Source organism: Lacinutrix algicola (assembly GCF_001418085.1).
Classification (GTDB): Bacteria; Bacteroidota; Bacteroidia; order Flavobacteriales; family Flavobacteriaceae; genus Lacinutrix; species Lacinutrix algicola.
In genome coordinates this window covers 341,726-360,214 of sequence record NZ_LIQH01000040.1, presented here as the reverse complement: position 1 = coordinate 360,214, position 18,489 = coordinate 341,726, and the positions used below count along the sequence as shown (strand labels likewise).

Annotated in this window: 18 protein-coding genes; 3 read left to right on the top strand and 15 right to left on the bottom strand. The window is 30.9% G+C overall.

The genetic code is table 11. From position 1 onward, the window contains the following. Positions 1–7: 7 nt before the first annotated feature. The 8 genes from gcvT to ASC41_RS14525 all read right to left on the bottom strand — a co-directional run bounded on the left by gcvT (position 8) and on the right by ASC41_RS14525 (position 6,705). The gene (gene gcvT / locus ASC41_RS14565) at positions 8–1,078 is read right to left on the bottom strand and encodes a glycine cleavage system aminomethyltransferase GcvT (protein ID WP_055437376.1); all 1,071 of its coding nucleotides are present in this window, start codon (positions 1,076–1,078) and stop codon (positions 8–10) included. 514 nt (positions 1,079–1,592) lie between these two features. Continuing rightward, positions 1,593–2,054 carry a hypothetical protein gene (locus ASC41_RS14555; RefSeq protein ID WP_160318813.1) on the bottom strand — a complete coding sequence of 154 codons (462 nt, stop codon included), beginning with the start codon at positions 2,052–2,054 and terminating at the stop codon, positions 1,593–1,595. Positions 2,055–2,058: 4 nt separating this feature from the next. Beyond that, positions 2,059–2,286, bottom strand: a complete 228-nt coding sequence (locus tag ASC41_RS14550) for a hypothetical protein (RefSeq protein ID WP_055437373.1) — start codon at positions 2,284–2,286, stop codon at positions 2,059–2,061. A gap of 112 nt (positions 2,287–2,398) precedes the next feature. Then, positions 2,399–2,956, bottom strand: a complete 558-nt coding sequence (locus ASC41_RS14545) for a hypothetical protein (protein WP_055437372.1) — start codon at positions 2,954–2,956, stop codon at positions 2,399–2,401. Positions 2,957–3,221: 265 nt separating this feature from the next. Further along, a complete protein-coding gene (locus ASC41_RS14540) occupies positions 3,222–4,202 on the bottom strand; it encodes an alpha/beta fold hydrolase (RefSeq protein ID WP_055437371.1) in 981 nt (326 codons plus the stop codon). A gap of 57 nt (positions 4,203–4,259) precedes the next feature. Next, positions 4,260–5,240: an alpha/beta fold hydrolase gene (locus ASC41_RS14535; RefSeq protein ID WP_055437370.1), complete on the bottom strand. Its 981-nt coding sequence runs from the start codon at positions 5,238–5,240 to the stop codon at positions 4,260–4,262. Positions 5,241–5,330: 90 nt separating this feature from the next. After that, positions 5,331–6,077 (bottom strand): SDR family NAD(P)-dependent oxidoreductase, encoded by a 747-nt coding sequence (locus tag ASC41_RS14530; RefSeq protein WP_055437369.1) that lies wholly within the window; start codon positions 6,075–6,077, stop codon positions 5,331–5,333. Positions 6,078–6,141: 64 nt separating this feature from the next. Beyond that, entirely contained in the window at positions 6,142–6,705 is a 564-nt protein-coding gene (locus ASC41_RS14525; RefSeq protein ID WP_055437368.1) for a TetR/AcrR family transcriptional regulator, read from the bottom strand. Positions 6,706–6,919: 214 nt separating this feature from the next. Between ASC41_RS14525 and ASC41_RS14520 the strand changes: the two genes are divergently transcribed. Next, positions 6,920–7,570 (top strand): SDR family oxidoreductase, encoded by a 651-nt coding sequence (locus ASC41_RS14520; RefSeq protein WP_055437425.1) that lies wholly within the window; start codon positions 6,920–6,922, stop codon positions 7,568–7,570. Positions 7,571–7,668: 98 nt separating this feature from the next. Here ASC41_RS14520 and ASC41_RS14515 read toward each other — a convergent pair whose 3' ends face one another. The 5 genes from ASC41_RS14515 to thrA form a co-directional block, all read right to left on the bottom strand. After that, on the bottom strand, positions 7,669–8,058 hold the full coding sequence (locus tag ASC41_RS14515; RefSeq protein ID WP_206542930.1) for a gamma-glutamylcyclotransferase family protein: 390 nt from the start codon (positions 8,056–8,058) through the stop codon (positions 7,669–7,671). Then, positions 8,045–8,431 carry a VOC family protein gene (locus ASC41_RS14510; RefSeq protein WP_055437367.1) on the bottom strand — a complete coding sequence of 129 codons (387 nt, stop codon included), beginning with the start codon at positions 8,429–8,431 and terminating at the stop codon, positions 8,045–8,047. The genes ASC41_RS14515 and ASC41_RS14510 overlap by 14 nt, the downstream gene beginning before the upstream one ends. A 45-nt stretch (positions 8,432–8,476) precedes the next feature. Beyond that, positions 8,477–9,769 carry a threonine synthase gene (gene thrC / locus ASC41_RS14505; RefSeq protein WP_055437366.1) on the bottom strand — a complete coding sequence of 431 codons (1,293 nt, stop codon included), beginning with the start codon at positions 9,767–9,769 and terminating at the stop codon, positions 8,477–8,479. A 134-nt stretch (positions 9,770–9,903) separates the two neighbouring features. Continuing rightward, a complete protein-coding gene (locus ASC41_RS14500; RefSeq protein WP_055437365.1) occupies positions 9,904–10,824 on the bottom strand; it encodes a homoserine kinase in 921 nt (306 codons plus the stop codon). A 171-nt stretch (positions 10,825–10,995) separates the two neighbouring features. Beyond that, complete coding sequence (gene thrA / locus ASC41_RS14495; protein ID WP_055437364.1) at positions 10,996–13,440, bottom strand: bifunctional aspartate kinase/homoserine dehydrogenase I; 2,445 nt, start codon at positions 13,438–13,440, stop codon at positions 10,996–10,998. Between the two features lie 189 nt (positions 13,441–13,629). Here thrA and ASC41_RS14490 point away from each other — a divergent pair, with 189 nt between their 5' ends. After that, positions 13,630–15,192: a bifunctional ADP-dependent NAD(P)H-hydrate dehydratase/NAD(P)H-hydrate epimerase gene (locus ASC41_RS14490; protein ID WP_055437363.1), complete on the top strand. Its 1,563-nt coding sequence runs from the start codon at positions 13,630–13,632 to the stop codon at positions 15,190–15,192. A 77-nt stretch (positions 15,193–15,269) separates the two neighbouring features. Here ASC41_RS14490 and ASC41_RS14485 read toward each other — a convergent pair whose 3' ends face one another. Next, a complete protein-coding gene (locus ASC41_RS14485) occupies positions 15,270–16,313 on the bottom strand; it encodes a TlpA family protein disulfide reductase (protein WP_055437362.1) in 1,044 nt (347 codons plus the stop codon). A gap of 127 nt (positions 16,314–16,440) precedes the next feature. Between ASC41_RS14485 and hutH the strand changes: the two genes are divergently transcribed. Next, complete coding sequence (hutH, locus tag ASC41_RS14480; RefSeq protein WP_055437361.1) at positions 16,441–17,976, top strand: histidine ammonia-lyase; 1,536 nt, start codon at positions 16,441–16,443, stop codon at positions 17,974–17,976. 63 nt (positions 17,977–18,039) lie between these two features. Here hutH and ASC41_RS14475 read toward each other — a convergent pair whose 3' ends face one another. Continuing rightward, entirely contained in the window at positions 18,040–18,432 is a 393-nt protein-coding gene (locus ASC41_RS14475) for an STAS/SEC14 domain-containing protein (protein ID WP_055437360.1), read from the bottom strand. Positions 18,433–18,489 lie beyond the last annotated feature (57 nt).

The following is an 18,489-nucleotide window of genomic DNA, read 5'->3' as shown; positions in this document are numbered from 1 at the left end:
CGTTTTTTTATCCTTTGTAGAAAGGTAATTTTACTACAGTTGCAGGTACTGCATTTTTACGAATTTGGATATTAATTTTACTATTAACATCTGTAAAAACAGTTGGTACATAACCTAAACCAATACCTTTTCCTAACATTGGCGACATAGTACCAGAAGTTACAACACCTATTTTTTTACCTTGTCCATCTACAATATCGTAACCTTGTCTAGGAATACCACGTTCGTCAAGCTCAAAAGCAATTAATTTACGTTCTACACCAAGACGTTTTTGGTCTTTTAAAGCTTCAGAATTTGTAAAGTTTTTAGTAAATTTTGTAATCCATCCTAAACCAGCTTCTAATGGAGACGTTTCGTCGGTAATATCGTTTCCGTAAAGGCAATATCCCATTTCAAGACGTAAAGTATCACGAGCAGCAAGACCAATTGGTTTAGCACCAGCTTCGGTAACCTTATCCCAAATTTGTTTTACTTCGTCGTTTTTACAATAGATTTCAAATCCGCCACTTCCTGTATAACCAGTTGCAGAGATAATTACATTTTCTACACCTGCAAAATCTCCAACTTCAAAGTTGTAGAATTTTATTTCGGCTAAATCGTGGCTAGTTAATGCTTGCATTTTTTCAACAGCATTAGGACCTTGTATTGCTAAAAGAGAATAGTCTTCGCTTAAATCTCGCATGGTAGCATCTACATTATTTTTAGATGAGATCCAGTTCCAATCCTTTTCAATATTACTAGCATTTACTACTAATAAATATGTTTCTTCTTTTAATTTATAGATAATTAAATCGTCTACAATACCACCATCATCATTTGGTAAACAAGAGTATTGTGCTTTTCCAACGGTTAATTTAGAAGCATCATTACTAGATACTTTTTGTATTAATTTTAAAGCATTAGGTCCTTCGATTAAAAATTCTCCCATATGCGACACATCAAAAACACCACAGTCTTTTCTTACTGCTTCGTGCTCTATATTTACGCCATCGTATTGTACTGGCATGTTATAGCCTGCAAATGGTACCATTTTCGCACTTAGTGCTTCGTGTGTTTTAGTTAATGCTGTATTTTTCATTGAAAAAAAGGTTTATTCTTTTCGTATAAACGAAAATCTATAGTGTTTTGTTAATGTTCATTTCTCCAACAAAAGTATTGAAAATTATTGAGTTGATTTGAATGACAATCATTTTAATAATTTGTTAATTTTTTAGGTTCAATTTTAATGATTAGTTTTCAGCTTCATAAAAATCTACAAATAAAATTGCAACAAGTCTTTACAACACTTATCCTCGTTTTATTTCTGTTTTCAGGGTGTAAAAATAAAAGTGATTTAGATTTTTTAGGTTCAGTATATAATGATAATCAATTTGTGCTAATTGAAGGAATGATAACCTTTAAATTTAAAACGGAAGACACTTTAAACCTTGTTATTTCAAGGCAAAATCATCAAAATAAATATTGCTCGTTACACTTGTATTTAGAATATAAAAAGAAGGTATAGATAAACTCGATTTTAATACTAAAGTTGGAATTATTGTAAACAAGCTAAAACTAGCCATTAATTATATATGGTGTTAGGCATAGTAAATTTAACATCCTGTACATTCTGGGTCAATCAAACATTTAATATTGTATTGCAAAAATAATTGCTTTTCTATTTCCCTCACAGAAATAAAAGAGTCCTTATTTATTCTATTAAATAAATTACTCATTCTAATACTTAATTTCAAAAACTGTTCCTTCCAGGTTTCCTCTTGGAAAATACTATCTAATAATCTGTTTACTTCTGAATTGTTATTACATAGAATTAATAATTTTTCACAAAGTTCCTCGTTATCTTCATTCATAGTCCATTCTAATAATGCTTTATAAAATGGCATTTTCACTTCTCTATTCTTTAAATGACCATTTCTTAAGCTTTCAAATTCAATAGGAACTTTTAAACTTGAAAGTTTTTGAGTATCGAATTTCATTAATTCGTATTGCTTTTTAGCAAACTTTAAATAGTCTACTTTTTCTAATCCTTTTTTATTGTAAGGATAGATTGACAAAGGTTTAAAATTCGTTAACATACCCTTTATCTTCTGAAGGGAAATTTACTAATAAAGGAATAATTTGATTTAATTCATTCGTTTTAAAATTTGAGTTATTACTTTGAAGTTCAGCAGGACACCCAATTGGTGTTTCAAATTTCACAGAATATTTTCCTTTTCCATAATTGGTTTGAGCATTTAGCTTTATTGTTAAGCCAACTAGAATTATTATAAGGATTTGTTTTTTCATTATTATGCCTAACAGCAGTTATATAAAATCGAAGTTAGCGGTTTTTTTTAACAAAGTCAAGTTGTAATAAAGTTAAATAGATTATATTCTTAATTTCGACGTAAATATCTTGCTAACTATTAAGTTTATAAGTTGTTGTAGTACGTTTTTTTGTCCAGTTTTTAAATTCCATTTTAACGTCTATTTCTTGAATTCCGTGTATTTTTTCTTTAAAACAAAAATCTAAGGTGTACTCAATCTTATATTTTTCTAATAATTCATCTTTTTCATTTTTAGCATGCGCCAAGTGTCTCATATACTTTTTAAACTTAGTTAGTTTGTAAAAGGCTATTATTAAAGATGTAATTCCAAGATAGATTATTGTAATTTTTATTTCCCAAACGAATACGCTATGAATAGTCCAACTAGCAAAAGAATATCCGCCGACTATTAATAATAATCCAATGGTTATAAGAAAGTAGAAAGACAAATGAATTGATTTTTTATTTCTGAGCAGCATTTCCAATTCAAGATTTGTTCTTTCTAATTTTTCTAGAAATTTTTCATCAAGTGTAATGTCGGAACAAGTGTTTTTAAAATCAGGTTTCCTATTGGTCAACTTACAAGTCAATCCTTTTTCAAAAGATGTAATTTCATTTTCGCATAAATCACAATGTTTAGAAAAACTCATTTTTCTTTTTTAGTTTCAGCAGTTATATAAATTCGAATTTAGTTATTTTTTCTCTTAAACTGAAGATGTAACAAAACTAAAAAGTCTAACACATTTATTCTTAATTTATAGGTGAATAAACTTTAAATCTAAAGTTGTTACGGTCTATAAAACACGTTTTAATTTGAAGAAGTATAATAACAAACCAATTCCTACCTAAGCAGGAATTTCTAATTTACACTAAAACGGTGTTTGGTTTGTTATTCTATTAAATAGATAAAAAGTATTATTCTATTTTATGCTTTGCTAAAAACTCTAAAATAAGTTTTGCAATTTCACTTGTCTTTTCTTCGGCAGCAAAATGTCCGGCATCAAGTAGATGCAATTCAGCATTTGGTAAATCTTTTAAATAAGCTTCGGCGCCTTTATAGTTAAATTTTAAATCTTTTTTTCCCCAAACAATTAATGTTTTTGGCTGATTTTCTTTCAGCATTTTCTGCCATTTTGGGTAACTAAGTAAATTAGTATTATAATCTTTAAAAAGTTGTACTTGTATTTCTCTATCTTTTTTAGAAGTTAAAAACGCTAAATCATGAGTCCAAGCATCGGGACTTTGCATGTTTCTGTTAGTACTATCCAAATCGAATAAATATTGCTTATTAATTATCGCATCTTCACTTGTAATACTGTATAAAAAATCATGCTTTTCTTTTGTGGTATCTGTTTGCGCAGTTCTAAAAAAAGCTTGTCGATTTGGTGTTAGTCCATCTAAATAAGCATTTGCATTTTGTACAATTAAAGCTTCAATTCTTTTTGGGTTTTTCATCATCATACGATAACCAACAGGAGCTCCAAAATCTTGCATGTACATTACATAGTTTTTTACTTGTAGCTTATTTATAAGTTTTTCGGTATAATCTGCTAACAAATTAAAACTATAATCTGTTGTATTTGGGTCTAAATGTGTGCTATAACCAGAGCCTAAATTATCTGGCGCAATAACGTGGTAATGTGTTGCCAACATAGGAATTAAATTTCTATACGAATGTGAAGATGATGGATAGCCATGCAATAATACAATGGTTGGGTTACTTTTATTACCAGCTTCTCTGTAAAACAGTTTTACACTATCAATTTCTGCATAATTATAAGTTGTTGCAGGTGGTAAAAAGAATTCTTTTTTATTGTCTTGGGTATTAGTATCTTTAGTGTTATTACACGCCAATAGTGAGAGTGCTAAAAAAGAAATTATTATTAATTGTTTCATGAATACCGTTTTTATTTTCGTGTAGAAAGTTTTATGCTTTGTACGTTTTAGACGTTTTTATTTGCTAAGCTTTCGCATAAAGCTTCTAATTTTTTTAATAATAGCATCTCCATCTTCTTCTAAAGCAAAATGACCAGTATCGTAAATATTATAATCTATATTTTTTACATCCTTTTTAAAGGCTAAAGCACCACTTTCAGGAAAATAAGCATCGTTTTTACCCCAAACAATTAATAATGGTGGCTGATTGTCTCTTAAATACTGTTGCCATTTTGGATATAATTTCACGTTGTTTTGATAATCGTAAAACAAATCTAAATTTACAGCGTGTGCATTTGGCCTAGATAATCTTAAGTAATCTAAGTTATAAGTATCAGGATCTACCGTTTCTGGATTTCTTACACCATGTGTGTATTGCCATTTTAAACCTTCTAAAGAGAAAGCTGGTAATAAAGCACTTTCGGTCTGTTTGGTTCTATTCTTCCAAAACGCTCGAGTACTAGCCCAAGCATCTCCTAAACCTTCTTCGTAAGCATTTCCGTTTTGGTTAATTATAGCTGTAATTCTTTCAGGATGTGCAGTAGCTAATCTAAAACCAATTGGTGCTCCATAATCTTGAATCATGATAGCATAAGAGTTAATATTTTTTTCCTCTAAAAATGAATTTACCGTTGTAGCTATATTATCAAACGTGTACTTGTAAGTATTGGCATCGGGAAAATCGCTATTTCCAAAACCAGGATAATCTGGTGCAATTAAATGAAACTCATTTTCTAATTGACTTATTACTTTTCTATATTGGTAAGACGATGCCGGAAAACCGTGGAGTAAAACAATAGTTGGATTTTTAGGATCACCAGCTTCTCTATAAGCTATGTTTACGCCGTTTACAGCTAGTGTTTTATATTTTAAAGTTGTGTTACTGTTTTCGTTTAATTGTGCAATATTTGCAGGTGCAGTATTTGTTTGCACGCTGTTTTCTTGCTTACAAGAGATAAAAAGTAAAACGACACTTAATGCTATTACTAAATTTTTCATATTTCAATTTTATTATAATATTGTTAGACAATATGTTTTAAAAAGAAAGCCTTAATGACTATGTAAAAGGACTAAGGCTTTCGTTTTTATTTAATTTCTACCAGCCATTACACCACCATCGGTATCCCAAATAGCTCCTGTAACCCAAGCAGCTTTGTCTGACAATAAGAAGACAATACTATTTGCAATATCTTGAGATTCACCAAAACGACCTATTGGATGAAAACCATTAAAACCAACTAATGCTTCTTTTGCAGCTTGTTCTCCACCAAAAACACCATGATAAACAGGAGTATTTACTAGGGCAGGAGAGACCGCATTTACACGAATATTATCTTCTGCTAATTCCATAGCTAAATGTTGAGTTAACGAATGTAAACCAGCTTTTTGCATAGAATATGCCGAAGAAGGTGTTGCTTTAACCGCTTGCTTTGCCCACATAGAACCTACGTTTACAATCGATCCACCTTTAGTAGCTTTCATTTTTTTAGCAACACTTTGTGTGATAAAAAAGAAACCTCTATTTAAGTCCTGATAAGAGTTGTAATCTTCCATTGTATGATCTAAAAAAGGCTTAGGGCCAAATATTCCAGAAGCATTTACTAGATAATCTAAGTTATCTAAACTATCAATTTTAGCAATTAAAGCATCTACATCACTAGTGCTAGATATGTTTGCAGTGTGTTTTACCAGATTTGGTGCATCTGCAATTTTATCTGTATTTCTACCCACAACATGTACTGTTGCGCCACCTTCTAATAATGCATTTGTAGTTGCATTACCAATGCCACTTGTTCCTCCAATTACTAAGGCTACTTTGTTTTTAAATTCTTTCATTTTTCTTTTTTATTTAGTTATTAATTAAAGACAGACAAGTCTGTCTTGTGTTTTGTAAATTTTTTTATTGAATTATTATTTCACATAAATTTCTAGATTCCATAATTGGCCAATCTTCTTGGTGTAAATGGCTTTCTCCTACGGCGCTTTCATAAAGCAAGTAAATTTGTCTTGCCAGAGAATTAACTTGTTCTGTTTTAACATTTTCTAAGTTATTTGTAATAAGCTTAGTTATAATTGCAATGAAACCATTTTTTTGAGATTGAATTTCATTTCTAATAATCTCGTTGTCTTTTGGTATTTCTGAAACTGTTTTAATACACCAACACCCATTAAAATCTTTATCTTGATAAAACATTTGAAGGAAATCGAAGATTGCTAATATTTGTTCTTTTCCTTTAGGTCTAGATGTTGTAAAGTTTTCAAAATCTTCTATAAAATTGATGTTTTTAAATTTAAGATAAGCAACACATATTTCTTCTTTAGATTTAAAATGATTGTATAACGTTGCTTTTGCAATACCTGCTTCGGCAATAATTTGGTTTATACCTGTAGAATTATAACCATTTTTATAAAATAAAAATGATGCAGTTTCTGTAATTCTATTTTTTACATCAGCGTGTTTCATATTGCAAATATATAATAAATATTCAAAAACAGACAAGTCTGTCTATTTGTTTTTTAAATTACAAAAATTTTGTAATTTATGGCAAGCAAACATTCCTATTATAATAGATTTCTAATTTCTATTTAATTCTTAATTTTACTATAATTCTATATTAAACTAAAGTTAAACATGGCTTTAGACTAGGAATGAGGGTATTGTAATGTTATATTTAGATATGGAAAATATTTTAGTAGCAGGTGCAAATGGCACTACAGGAAAAAAAATAGTTAATCTTTTAAAAGAATCTCAATATTTTAACCCAATTGCAATGGTTAGAAAAGAAGAGCAGAAAGCTTTTTTTGAGGCAAAAAAAATTGATACTGTTTTAGGTGATTTAGAAGGAGATGTTTCTCAAGTATTTAATATTACAAATAAAATAGATAAAGTATTATTTGCCGCTGGTTCTGGTGGTAAAAAAGTGGTAGAAGTAGATCAAGAAGGAGCGAAGCACTTAATTGATGCTTCAAATAAAAATAACGTTAAAAAGTTTGTTATGTTAAGTTCTATGGGAGCAGACCAACCGGAAAAGGCTGAGCAACTTCAAGAGTATTTAAAAGCAAAGCATAATGCTGATGAATATTTAAAATCTAGCGGATTAACTTATTCAATTGTAAGACCAGGTGCTTTAACTAATAATGAGTTAACAAATGAAATTGAACTTGAAGAAAAATTGAATAAAAGTGGAGAGATTAGTAGAAACGATGTTGCACAAACGTTAGTAAGAACTCTTAATGATGAGATTGCAAATAATGCCACATTCGAAATTATAAAAGGAAACACTTTAATTGGTGATGCCCTAAATAAAGTATCTACTGTTAAAGCTTAATTAGCGATTAATAATAGGATTTTAAACCATTGTAGCTGCCAATTTTGGTGGCTACTTTTTTTATATAGTTAATTGTATTTAATTTTGGGAGTCGTTTTTTATTTAATATTTTCAGTGGTAGTAACGACAACTTTAGCAACATAAATCCAAGCTTTTCTACCTTTAGAAAAAGTCTCTAAAACTCTCTTATAATCACTTACTTCATACTTATCTGTTTCTATAAGTTCCTTTTCGGTGATTTCAAAAATGGTGCCTTTAATACAGTCATTTACATTGTTCGTTTTTATAGCAATGGGATGGAATTCTTTTCCGCTAGCTTTTAAAACTTTGGCATCAGCAATTTTTAGCTTATCGAGTTTATACTGTTTTAAACTTGCTTTTTCTCCATTAAGTAAACGCCCATAATTTTCAAGTTGTAGAGTATCTAACTGTAATGTTCCGTATGAGAATAAATTATGTGTTATCATGTTTCTTTTAATATCCAGCATTATTTATTTCTATCCAATAATCATCTGGATCTTGAAAATATATTTGTTGCATGCCATCGTTTCTAACGTAGTCTTTATTAGGTGTGTCTTTCCAATCTGAGTATGCTATATTAAGACTGTTAAGATGTTTAATAATTAAATCTAAATTAGGAGTTGCCAAGGCAAAATGAACAGCCTTATTGGTAACAACTTCAAGTTCAGGTCTAGGAATTAGATGTATTTGTTTTTTATCTGTTAAAGAGAGCCATCGTGTTTTAGAATTCGACGCAGTATTTTTAATCTCTTCAAGCGATAATACTTTTTTATAAAAACGCATAGATTGTTCTACATCTTTTACAGAAATCGCAATATGATTTAATGAAAAAGTAAACATGATATTCTATTTTATAGATGAGATTGCTTCACTATTCATTGATCTTTATTTCAATAAAAATGATTTTAAACCATCGTAACTACTAATTTTAGTTGCTTCTTTGGTTTTACCCATAACCGATTGTATTTGCTCTGGTAGTGGTTGTTTTTCTTTAATAACAGCTTCAACTACATCTAAAAACTTTGTTGGATGTGCTGTTTCTAAAAACACACAATGTGCTTTTGGATTATTTTCTAAATAAGCTTTACTACCTAAATAACCAACTGCTCCATGAGGATCTGCAACGTAGTTATATTTATCGTAAATTTCTTTTAAAGCCACTTTAGTTTCTGCATCGCTAAAACTAAAAGAAGATAGGTTGTTTTTTAAGGCGTTAAAGTCATTTTTATAGATTTCACGAATACGTATAAAATTACTTGGGTTACCAACATCCATTGCGTTACTAATAGTTTGCACAGATGGTTTTGGATTATATTCTTCGGTTTGCAAGTAGTTTGTTACAACGTTATTCTCGTTGTTAGACGCTATAAAATGTTTAATTGGTAAACCTAGTTGTTGTGCCATCATTCCTGCACAAACGTTTCCAAAGTTTCCGCTTGGCACAGAGAATACAATCTCTTTGTGCGTTTTATGCAATTGCTTGTAAGCAAACATAAAGTAGAAAAGTTGTGGTAACCAACGTGCAACGTTTATAGAGTTTGCAGATGTTAACTGTATTTTACTTGTTAGTTCTTCGTCTAAAAAAGCACGTTTAACCATGTCTTGGCAATCATCGAAAACACCATCTACTTCAAGTGCTTTTATGTTTTGACCAAGTGTTGTTAATTGCATTTCTTGAATATCGCTCACTTTTCCGCTAGGATAAAGAATTACAACATTAACACCTTTAACACCCAAAAAACCATTTGCAACAGCGCCTCCTGTATCTCCAGAAGTGGCTACTAAAACAGTAACTTCGTTTGTATTGTCTTTATTAAAATAACCTAAACAACGTGCCATAAAGCGTGCACCAACATCTTTAAAAGCCATTGTTGGTCCATGAAACAACTCTAAAGTAGAAATGTTATCGTTAAGCTTAACCACAGGAAAATCGAAAGACAATGTCTCTTCAACAATTGTTTTTAAAATGGCTTCAGGAATCTCCGGACTCACAAATTGTTTAATAGCTTCGAACGCAATTTCAGGATACGTTAAATCGTCTATATTATCGAAAAACGATTGTGGTAATGGTGTAATAGTTTCAGGGAAATACAATCCTTTATCTGGAGCTAATCCTTTAATTACAGCATCTTTAAATGTTGTATTTGGTGCTTTTTTGTTTAGAGAGTAGTAGTTCATTATTTTATATTTTGAATTGTTTCTGTCATTGCGAGGATGCAGGACGTAGCAATTTTTTACTTTATGTTTTGAATTTTGATATTATTCATGAGATTAGCATGACGCTAAAAAGCGTCTCGTAATGACGATTGCATTTATAATACCTTCATTCCTTGTGTATTAATTTTAGAAACGTATACATTAAACTCAATCTCAGTTTTAGAGTACGCGTTTTTCATAGCTTCAGCAACCGCTTCAGCAGTATCTTTTCCTTTTGATAATGCGAAAATAGAAGGACCAGAACCCGAAATTCCTGCACCTAAAGCACCTGCTTTTATAACTTCGGTTTTAACCGAATTAAAATGAGGTATTAGCTGACTTCTATACGGCTCTACAACAACATCTTTTAAAGATTCACTTAGTAAATTATAATCTTCGGTATGTAATGCATGTACTAAACTACCAACGTTAGACCATTGTGTTATGGCATTTTGCAATGGAATGTCTTTTGGTAAAATAGCACGAGATTCTGATGTCTTTACCTCAATTTGAGGATGAATAATGGTAACAAATAAATCTTTTGGTGTTGGTAATTGTAAAACTTTTAAAGGTGATGTGCTTTTTACTAAAGTAAATCCGCCAAATAGGGCAGGAGCAATGTTATCTGCATGTTCGCAACCACTTGCAACAGCTTCACCTTTCATGGCAAAGTTAGTGACTTCAGTTTGGTTGTATGGTTTTCCTAATAATTCGTTTATAGCAAAAACACTTCCTGCAGCACTTGCAGAACTACTTCCAATACCACTACCAGGTTTTATGTTTTTGTAAATTTCAATTTCGAAACCACAATCTGGTTTTGCATGGTTATACAATGCCAATGCCGAAACACTAGCGACGTTTTTTTCTGTTTCAAAAGGCAAATCTGCACCAACAATTTTGGTAATTTTTATGCCTTTCTCTTTCGTTTTTCTAATCACCATTTCATCACCAATGGTATCTATGCAAAAGCCTAAAACATCAAATCCGCATGAGACGTTTGCTACTGTAGCTGGTGAGAATATTTTAATTTCGTTCATTGAAAAAATCTTTTTTAATTTCCGCGAAGGCAGTAATCTCTTCTATTATTTTATATGTAATATTTCATTTCAAAAGATTACCACGTCCTTCGTCCTCGCAATGACAGTCTATACTATGTTTTAGAGTTAGAATAAACATTGTTTACTGAGACTGTAAACTGATTACTAATTTTATTTACTTCCTGCTTTTATTATATCGGCAAATAAACCAGAAGCAGTAACATCTGCACCAGCACCAGCACCTTTTACAATTAATGGTTGTTCTGGGTAACGCTCTGTATAAAACATAACAATATTGTCTTTTCCTTCTAAATTATAAAATGGATGACCTTCTGGAATTTCTTTTAAGCCAACTTTAGCTTTTCCATTTTTAAACTCTGCAACGTATTTTAATTGACAGTTTTTCGCTTTAGCCGAAGCATATAATTTTTGAAAATGCGCTTCTTCAGTTTTAAGCGTTTTATAAAAATCGTCTACAGTATCGCTTTCTAAGTTTGCTTTAGTTAAGAATGAATCATTTTCAATAGATTCAATTTCCATTGCTCCACCATTTTCACGGGCTAGTATTAATATTTTTCTAGCAACATCAATTCCGCTTAAATCTATTCTTGGATCTGGTTCTGTATAGCCTTCAAATTGTGCTCGCTTTACTGTATCATGAAAATTAGTTTTATCACTAAAGTTATTGAATACAAAATTTAAACTTCCAGAAAGTACAGCTTGAATACTAGTTACTTTATCTCCAGAACTTACTAAATTGTTTAGCGTGTTAATTATTGGTAATCCTGCACCAACATTAGTTTCGTAAAAGAAAGGTGTATTGTATTTAAGTGCTAAATCTTGTAAAAGTTTGTAATTACTGTAAGTACTTGAACATGCAATTTTATTACAAGCTACAACGGCAATACTACTTCTTAAATAATGCTCGTACATTTTAGAAACGGCATCGTTAGCAGTAATATCTACAAAAATACTGTTACGTAAATTGAGTGCTTTTGCTTTTTCTAAAAAGCCATCTAAAGTTGATTTATCTGCATGATGAAATTTCGACGCCCAATCATTTAAATCAATACCTTCAGCATTAAAAATCATTTTCTTAGAGTTAGCCATACCAACAATACGAACGTCTAGTTTTAAATTCTTTTTTAGGTAATTACTCTGTTGGTGAATTTGGTCGATTAGTTTTTCGCCTACATTACCAATTCCAGTTATAAAAACATTTAACTGTTTTATGTTATTTCCAAAGAAACGTTCGTGGATAGTATTCAGCGCTTTCTCCACATCTTTTTCTGCAATTACGGCAGATATATTTCTTTCTGATGCACCTTGCGCAATCGCTCTAATGTTAATATTATTTTTTCCTAAAGCACTAAACATTTTACCGCTAATACCTTGATGACTTTTCATATTATCACCAACTAGCGCAATAATAGATAGATTTTGTTCTACGGTAATAGGATCAATTCTATGTTTAGATATTTCATGTTCGAAAGCTAAATTAATAGCTGTTTCTGCTTGAATGGCATCATCTTTAGAAATTCCGAAACATATAGAATGCTCTGAAGACGCTTGCGTAATTAAAATAATATTAATTTTCTCTTGAGATAATGTTTCGAATAAACGCTTTGAAAAACCAGGTATACCAACCATTCCATTGCCTTGCAATGTTAAAAGTGCAATATCGTTAATATTGGTAATACCAGTTGCAGTTGAAGACTTTGTATTGCCTTCGTTAGAAATAATTGTTCCAAACTCATTAGGTTTAAGCGTATTCTTAATATGAATAGGGATATTTAAACTTAAAACAGGTTGAACAGTTGGAGGATAAAGTACTTTAGCACCGAAATGCGATAATTCCATCGCTTCATGATAACTAATACGTTCTATAGGATAGGCTTGCTTAACAAGTTTAGGGTTTGTTGTGTACATACCGCTAACATCTGTCCATATTTCTAGTCTTTCTGTTTTTAAAGCAGCAGCTACAATTGCAGCAGTATAATCTGAACCTCCGCGCCCTAAAGTAGTTGTTTTACCTAAGTATGATTTAGAAATAAAACCAGGAAGTAGCGTTATATCCTGTGTTGCTTCATTAAAATACTCTTGAATATTATTATTCGTCGTTTCAAAAATAACTTCAGCCTTTGTATAGTTAGAATTAGTAACTATAAGCTGTTGTGTGTTCTTTCTAACAGCATTTACTCCTCTAGATTTTAGAGTTTCGGCTATTATAAAAGACGATAAAAGTTCTCCAAAGCTTACCAAACGATCGGACGTTTGTGGAGACAATTCGTTTATAAGAAAAATACCGTCTAAAAGGTTTTTAAGCTTTTTTAATTTACCATCCAATTCCTTAATGATCGCAGCATTATTTTGAGGAATTAATTCTTCTAAAACTTTAATATGTTTAGCTTTAATAGACTTGTATTCCGTTTTATAATTCTTGTTGTTATCTTTAGCTAAGTTACCCGCTTTAAGTAGTTTATCTGTAATACCACCAACGGCAGAAACCACACAAATAACCTTGTCTTTTTTAGAGTAGTCTTCTAAAATAGTAATAACTTTATTGATGTTTTTTGAAGAACCTACAGATGTTCCACCAAATTTTAATACTTGCATGAGAGTTGAATTATTTTAATAAATGATAGGGAAAAGTATTACTTTTACGTGAATAAGAAAACTAATTGTTGATTTTTATACAATTATGATTTTTATTCAATTTAATTTTTAATTTAAGAGCTATAATCGTTTAAGACTGAATTATCTTGAACGATTTTTAAAGGCATTATAACACTACTGAAATTTAATATGAAGATATTCTCTAAAGAACAAATTTACGAAGGCGACAAACTAACACAAGATAAGCAGAAAATCTCTTCGACAGATTTAATGGAGCGCGCAGGAATGCAAATTTTTAACTGGATACATACAAGAATGCAAGGTGCGCAAGTACCAATTCATGTGTTTTGTGGTATTGGTAATAATGGAGGTGATGGTTTAGTAGTCGCTAGACATTTAATTACACATGGTTATAATGTTAATACTTACATTGTAAATTGTAGCGATAAGCGTTCTAAAGATTTTTTAATTAATTATGATCGTGTTAAAAACGTTACTAAAAGTTGGCCAACATTATTAAGTTGTGAAGAAGATTTTAACGCCATTAATATTAACGAAAAAGACATTATTGTTGATGCCGTTTTTGGAATAGGTTTAAATCGTGCTGTAGATGCTTGGGTAAAAGGTTTATTTAACTTTTTTAGAGCAACAAAAGCATTTACGCTATCTATAGATTTACCTTCTGGATTGGCTACAGACAAGAGTGTTGAAGATCCTGAAGCAGTTGTTAATGCAGGTTATACTTTAAGTTTTCAAACACCAAAATTAGTTTTCTTTTTACCAGAAACAGCAAAATACACTGTACAATGGGAAGTTTTAGATATTGGTATTGATCCTGATTATTTGTTTACAACGGTTACGGAAGCCGATTTAATTGGGAAGAACGAAGTATTACCAATTTATAAACCTCGCGAAAAGTATAGTCATAAAGGTACTTTTGGACACAGTTTAATTATTGGTGGGAGTTATGGTAAAATAGGAGCAGTAACATTAGCGAGTAGATCTGCATTAGCAGTAGGCGCTGGAAAAGTAACTGCTTATATGCCAAAATGTGGTTATATACCACTACAAACAGCTTTCCCAGAAGCTATGGTAATTACTGATGAAGATGATGAAAAAATAACTAAAATAGCATTCGATATAGAACCAACAGTTATTGGAATTGGAGTAGGTTTAGGTACAGACTCTAAAACGGTTTCTGCGATTGAAGCGTTTTTAAAAACAAACAAAAAGCCTTTAGTTATTGATGCTGATGGCTTAAATATTTTAGCTAAAAAGAAAGCTTTACTAAAATTATTACCAGAATTAACCATCTTAACACCACACCCAAAAGAGTTAGAAAGATTGGTGGGAAAATGGGATAATGATTTCGATAAATTAAAGAAAACAAAAGCTTTTGCTAAAAAATATAAAGTAATTGTAGTTATAAAAGGAGCAAATACAATTACTGTTTTCGATGATAAATTATATGTTAACGCAACAGGAAATCCTGGTTTAGCAACTGCAGGAACAGGAGATGTTTTAACAGGAATGTTAACAGGTTTAATTTCGCAAGGCTACGATCCTTTACAGGCTACACTTTTTGGAGTGTATTTACATGGAAAAAGTGCCGATATATTAATAGAGCAATTAGGCTACCAAAGTATTATTGCAAGTAATGTAATAGAAGGTATAAGTTTAGCTTACTTAGATTTGTTTAAGCAGCCAGAACAGACTCAAGTAGAGCAAGCAGATACTGAAGCTCCAGAATAAAAACATAAAATTAAGCACAAAAAAACCGAGCTTTAAACTTAATGTTGCTCGGTTTTTTTTATACTCTATTTTAAAAATTAGATATTATCTAATCCATTTAAAATTTCTCTTAATTTAGGACTTGAAGGTCTTGGAGCATCAGCATTAACAATATTTCCAGCTGGATCGATTAAGATAAAACGAGGAATACCATTAATTTTGAATCCTTGTACGAATTCAGATTTCCAACCTTTGTCAGATATTATTTGAATGCCACCTAATTCCTTTTCGGCTATCATTTTCTTCCAGCCCTCTTTAGCTGCAGCTACATCTCCTTTAAATCCTCTACCGTCATCTACAGAAAGGCTTACAAATTCAATGTTTTTACCATGGAAATCTTTTTCAACTTTTTTTAATGAAGGAATTTCTCTAAGACAAGGTCCGCACCAGGTTGCCCAAACATCTATATAAACATATTTACCTTTTAAATCTGCTAAAGCTGTTTTTCCGCCTTTAACATTTTCAAAATTAAAATCAGGAGAAGGCTGTCCTACATATGAAGCAAATTGTGCAGCTCTTCCTTGTTGTTGTTTATAAGCTCCAGTAATTCCTGGTTTAAATTGAGTAATCTGTGCTTTTTCATTAGCAATAAGTGTAGAGTCTAATCCTTTAGTGTTATCGTTTAAAAACGTGTACATTTCTTTTTCAAGGTCAACTACTTTAGCATTGAATTCTGCTTCTTCTAAATCAAAAAGACTTGGCTCTATTAAGTTTTCTTGCATGACTGCTTTTTTAACTAAATAGTTGTTAGCATCTGCGCCTTCACCTGTGAATTTTAATGACTCATCAAATTCTTTAGTATCTAATTCTAATTTTAAATCATAACCATTTTTTAGAAAAATGTTAGTAGATTCATTACCATCATAAACACCATACATTCCAGTAGTAACTTTTAAAGTATCACTAAACGTACCATCTTGAGCAATTTTAATCGTTTTAGAAAATGCTCTTCCTTGGTATACGAATAAAGAGTCACTACTTTGGTTTTCAATTTTACCAGAAAAGGTAACGTAGTCTTTAGGAGCTTCTTCTTTACAAGCTACAACTGCTAATACAGATAAGCCTAATAATAATTTCTTCATTTTTTTTGATATTAAATTTGTATCAAAAATAAGTTATAAATATTAATTTAAATCATTTTGATAAATTATTAACAATACTTGCACAGCTTGTTTTGAATGATGATTTTTGATACACATAAAACAAACCATGAGCACATTCCATTATATATCTTCAGAAAAACTTGACATTGTAACAATTTACAATATTTTTAAGGACAAGAAAAAGCTAAAGCTTTCTAAAGAGTCTATAGATAAAATTAATACGTGTAAAACGTATTTAGATAAGAAATTAAGTGAAGCCGATAAACCATTTTACGGTATTAATACCGGTTTTGGTTCTTTATATAATGTAGAAATTTCTAAGAACGATTTAACAAAGTTACAGGAAAATCTTGTAATGTCTCACGCTTGTGGAACAGGAGATCGTGTTCCAGAAAGTGTTGTAAAAGTGATGTTGCTTTTAAAAATACAATCTTTAAGTTATGGACATAGTGGTGTACAATTAGCTACTGTAAACAGATTGATAGACTTTTTTAATAACGATGTGTTTCCGTTTGTGTTTACACAAGGTTCTCTTGGTGCTTCCGGTGATTTAGCGCCTTTAGCGCATTTAGCTTTGCCGTTAATAGGAAAAGGAAAAGTAGTACATGATAAAGAAGAATTTAATGCCAGCGAAATACTTGAAAAATTTGGTTGGGAACCGATAAGATTAGAAGCAAAAGAAGGTTTAGCGCTTTTAAACGGAACACAATTTATGAGTGCTTATGGTGTATATTTATTATTAATGTCTCATAAAACATCTTATTTGGCAGATGTAATTGCTAGTATTAGTTTAGATGCTTTTGATGGTAGAATAGAACCTTTTCATGATTTAGTTCACCAAGTACGTCCTCATCCGGGACAATTAAAAGTGGCTAGACGTTTTAATGAGTTTCTAAAAGGAAGTGAACTAATTACAAGAGAAAAGGAACATGTTCAAGATCCTTATTCTTTTAGATGTATTCCTCAAGTGCACGGTGCAACAAAAGATACTTTAGATTTTGTTGAACGTGTTATTTTAACTGAGATTAATTCGGTTACAGATAATCCTAATATTTTTCCTGAAGAAGATTTAATTATTTCTGGCGGAAATTTCCATGGGCAACCCTTAGCTTTAGCATTAGATTATTTAAAAATTGCGATGGCAGAAATTGGTAACATTTCTGAACGTCGTGTATTCCAATTAGTTTCAGGCTTAAGAGGCTTACCAGCATTTTTGGTAGATAATCCAGGTTTAAATTCTGGTTTTATGATACCTCAGTATACAGCAGCTAGTATTGTAAGTGCTAATAAACAATTAGCAACACCAGCAAGTGTAGATAGTATTGTGTCTAGTAATGGGCAAGAAGACCATGTTAGTATGGGAGCAAATGCGGCAACACAGGCTTATAGACTGATTAAAAACGTAGAACGCGTAATTGCTATAGAATTAATGAATGCTAGTCAAGCCATAGCATTTAGAAGCCCATTAAAAACATCTCCTTTTTTAGAATCATTTTTAGAGCAGTACAGAAAAGAGGTGTCATTTGTGGAAAAAGATCGTGTTTTACATGATGATATTGAAGCTTCAATTCAGTTTTTAAATGATGTTGATGTAGAAATAGAAGAGTTGTTTTTGAATAATTATGGTGTAAATAATGGTTAATTATTTACAATCAAGTAGCTCAATATTGTTACCCTTTATTTAATTAAAACAAAAAAAAGTTAACTAATAGTTAACTTTTTTGTTTTCTAAGACAAGTAAGTTTGCCCATGATTTTGCTTCGTTAAGTTCTTTAAATATTTTAAAGGGCTTTTCGACAAAAAGTTTTTCTATTAATGCGTTATTCTTGGTGATTTCTTTTTGAGAGACAACAGCAAAACCAATTAGGTTTTTTATTTGCTTAGTTTCAAAATAAACGGTAGGGTTTACCGCGTAAGAATTTTTACGATTACTAATGTAAACGAAATTTTTATTCTGGTAAAAAAGATCGACTAGGTCTAATAATATTTTATTAGTTTCTATTGTAACAGTTTCGTCTTTATTTATTATTACAACTAAATAATTTTCGTGTATTGTTATGTAGCCTACGCCAATGTCTATGTGTGCTTGTTCTGTCATGCCAATTTTATCTAATCTTAATATACAAAAAAAAGAGGTTATTTAAGAATATTAAAT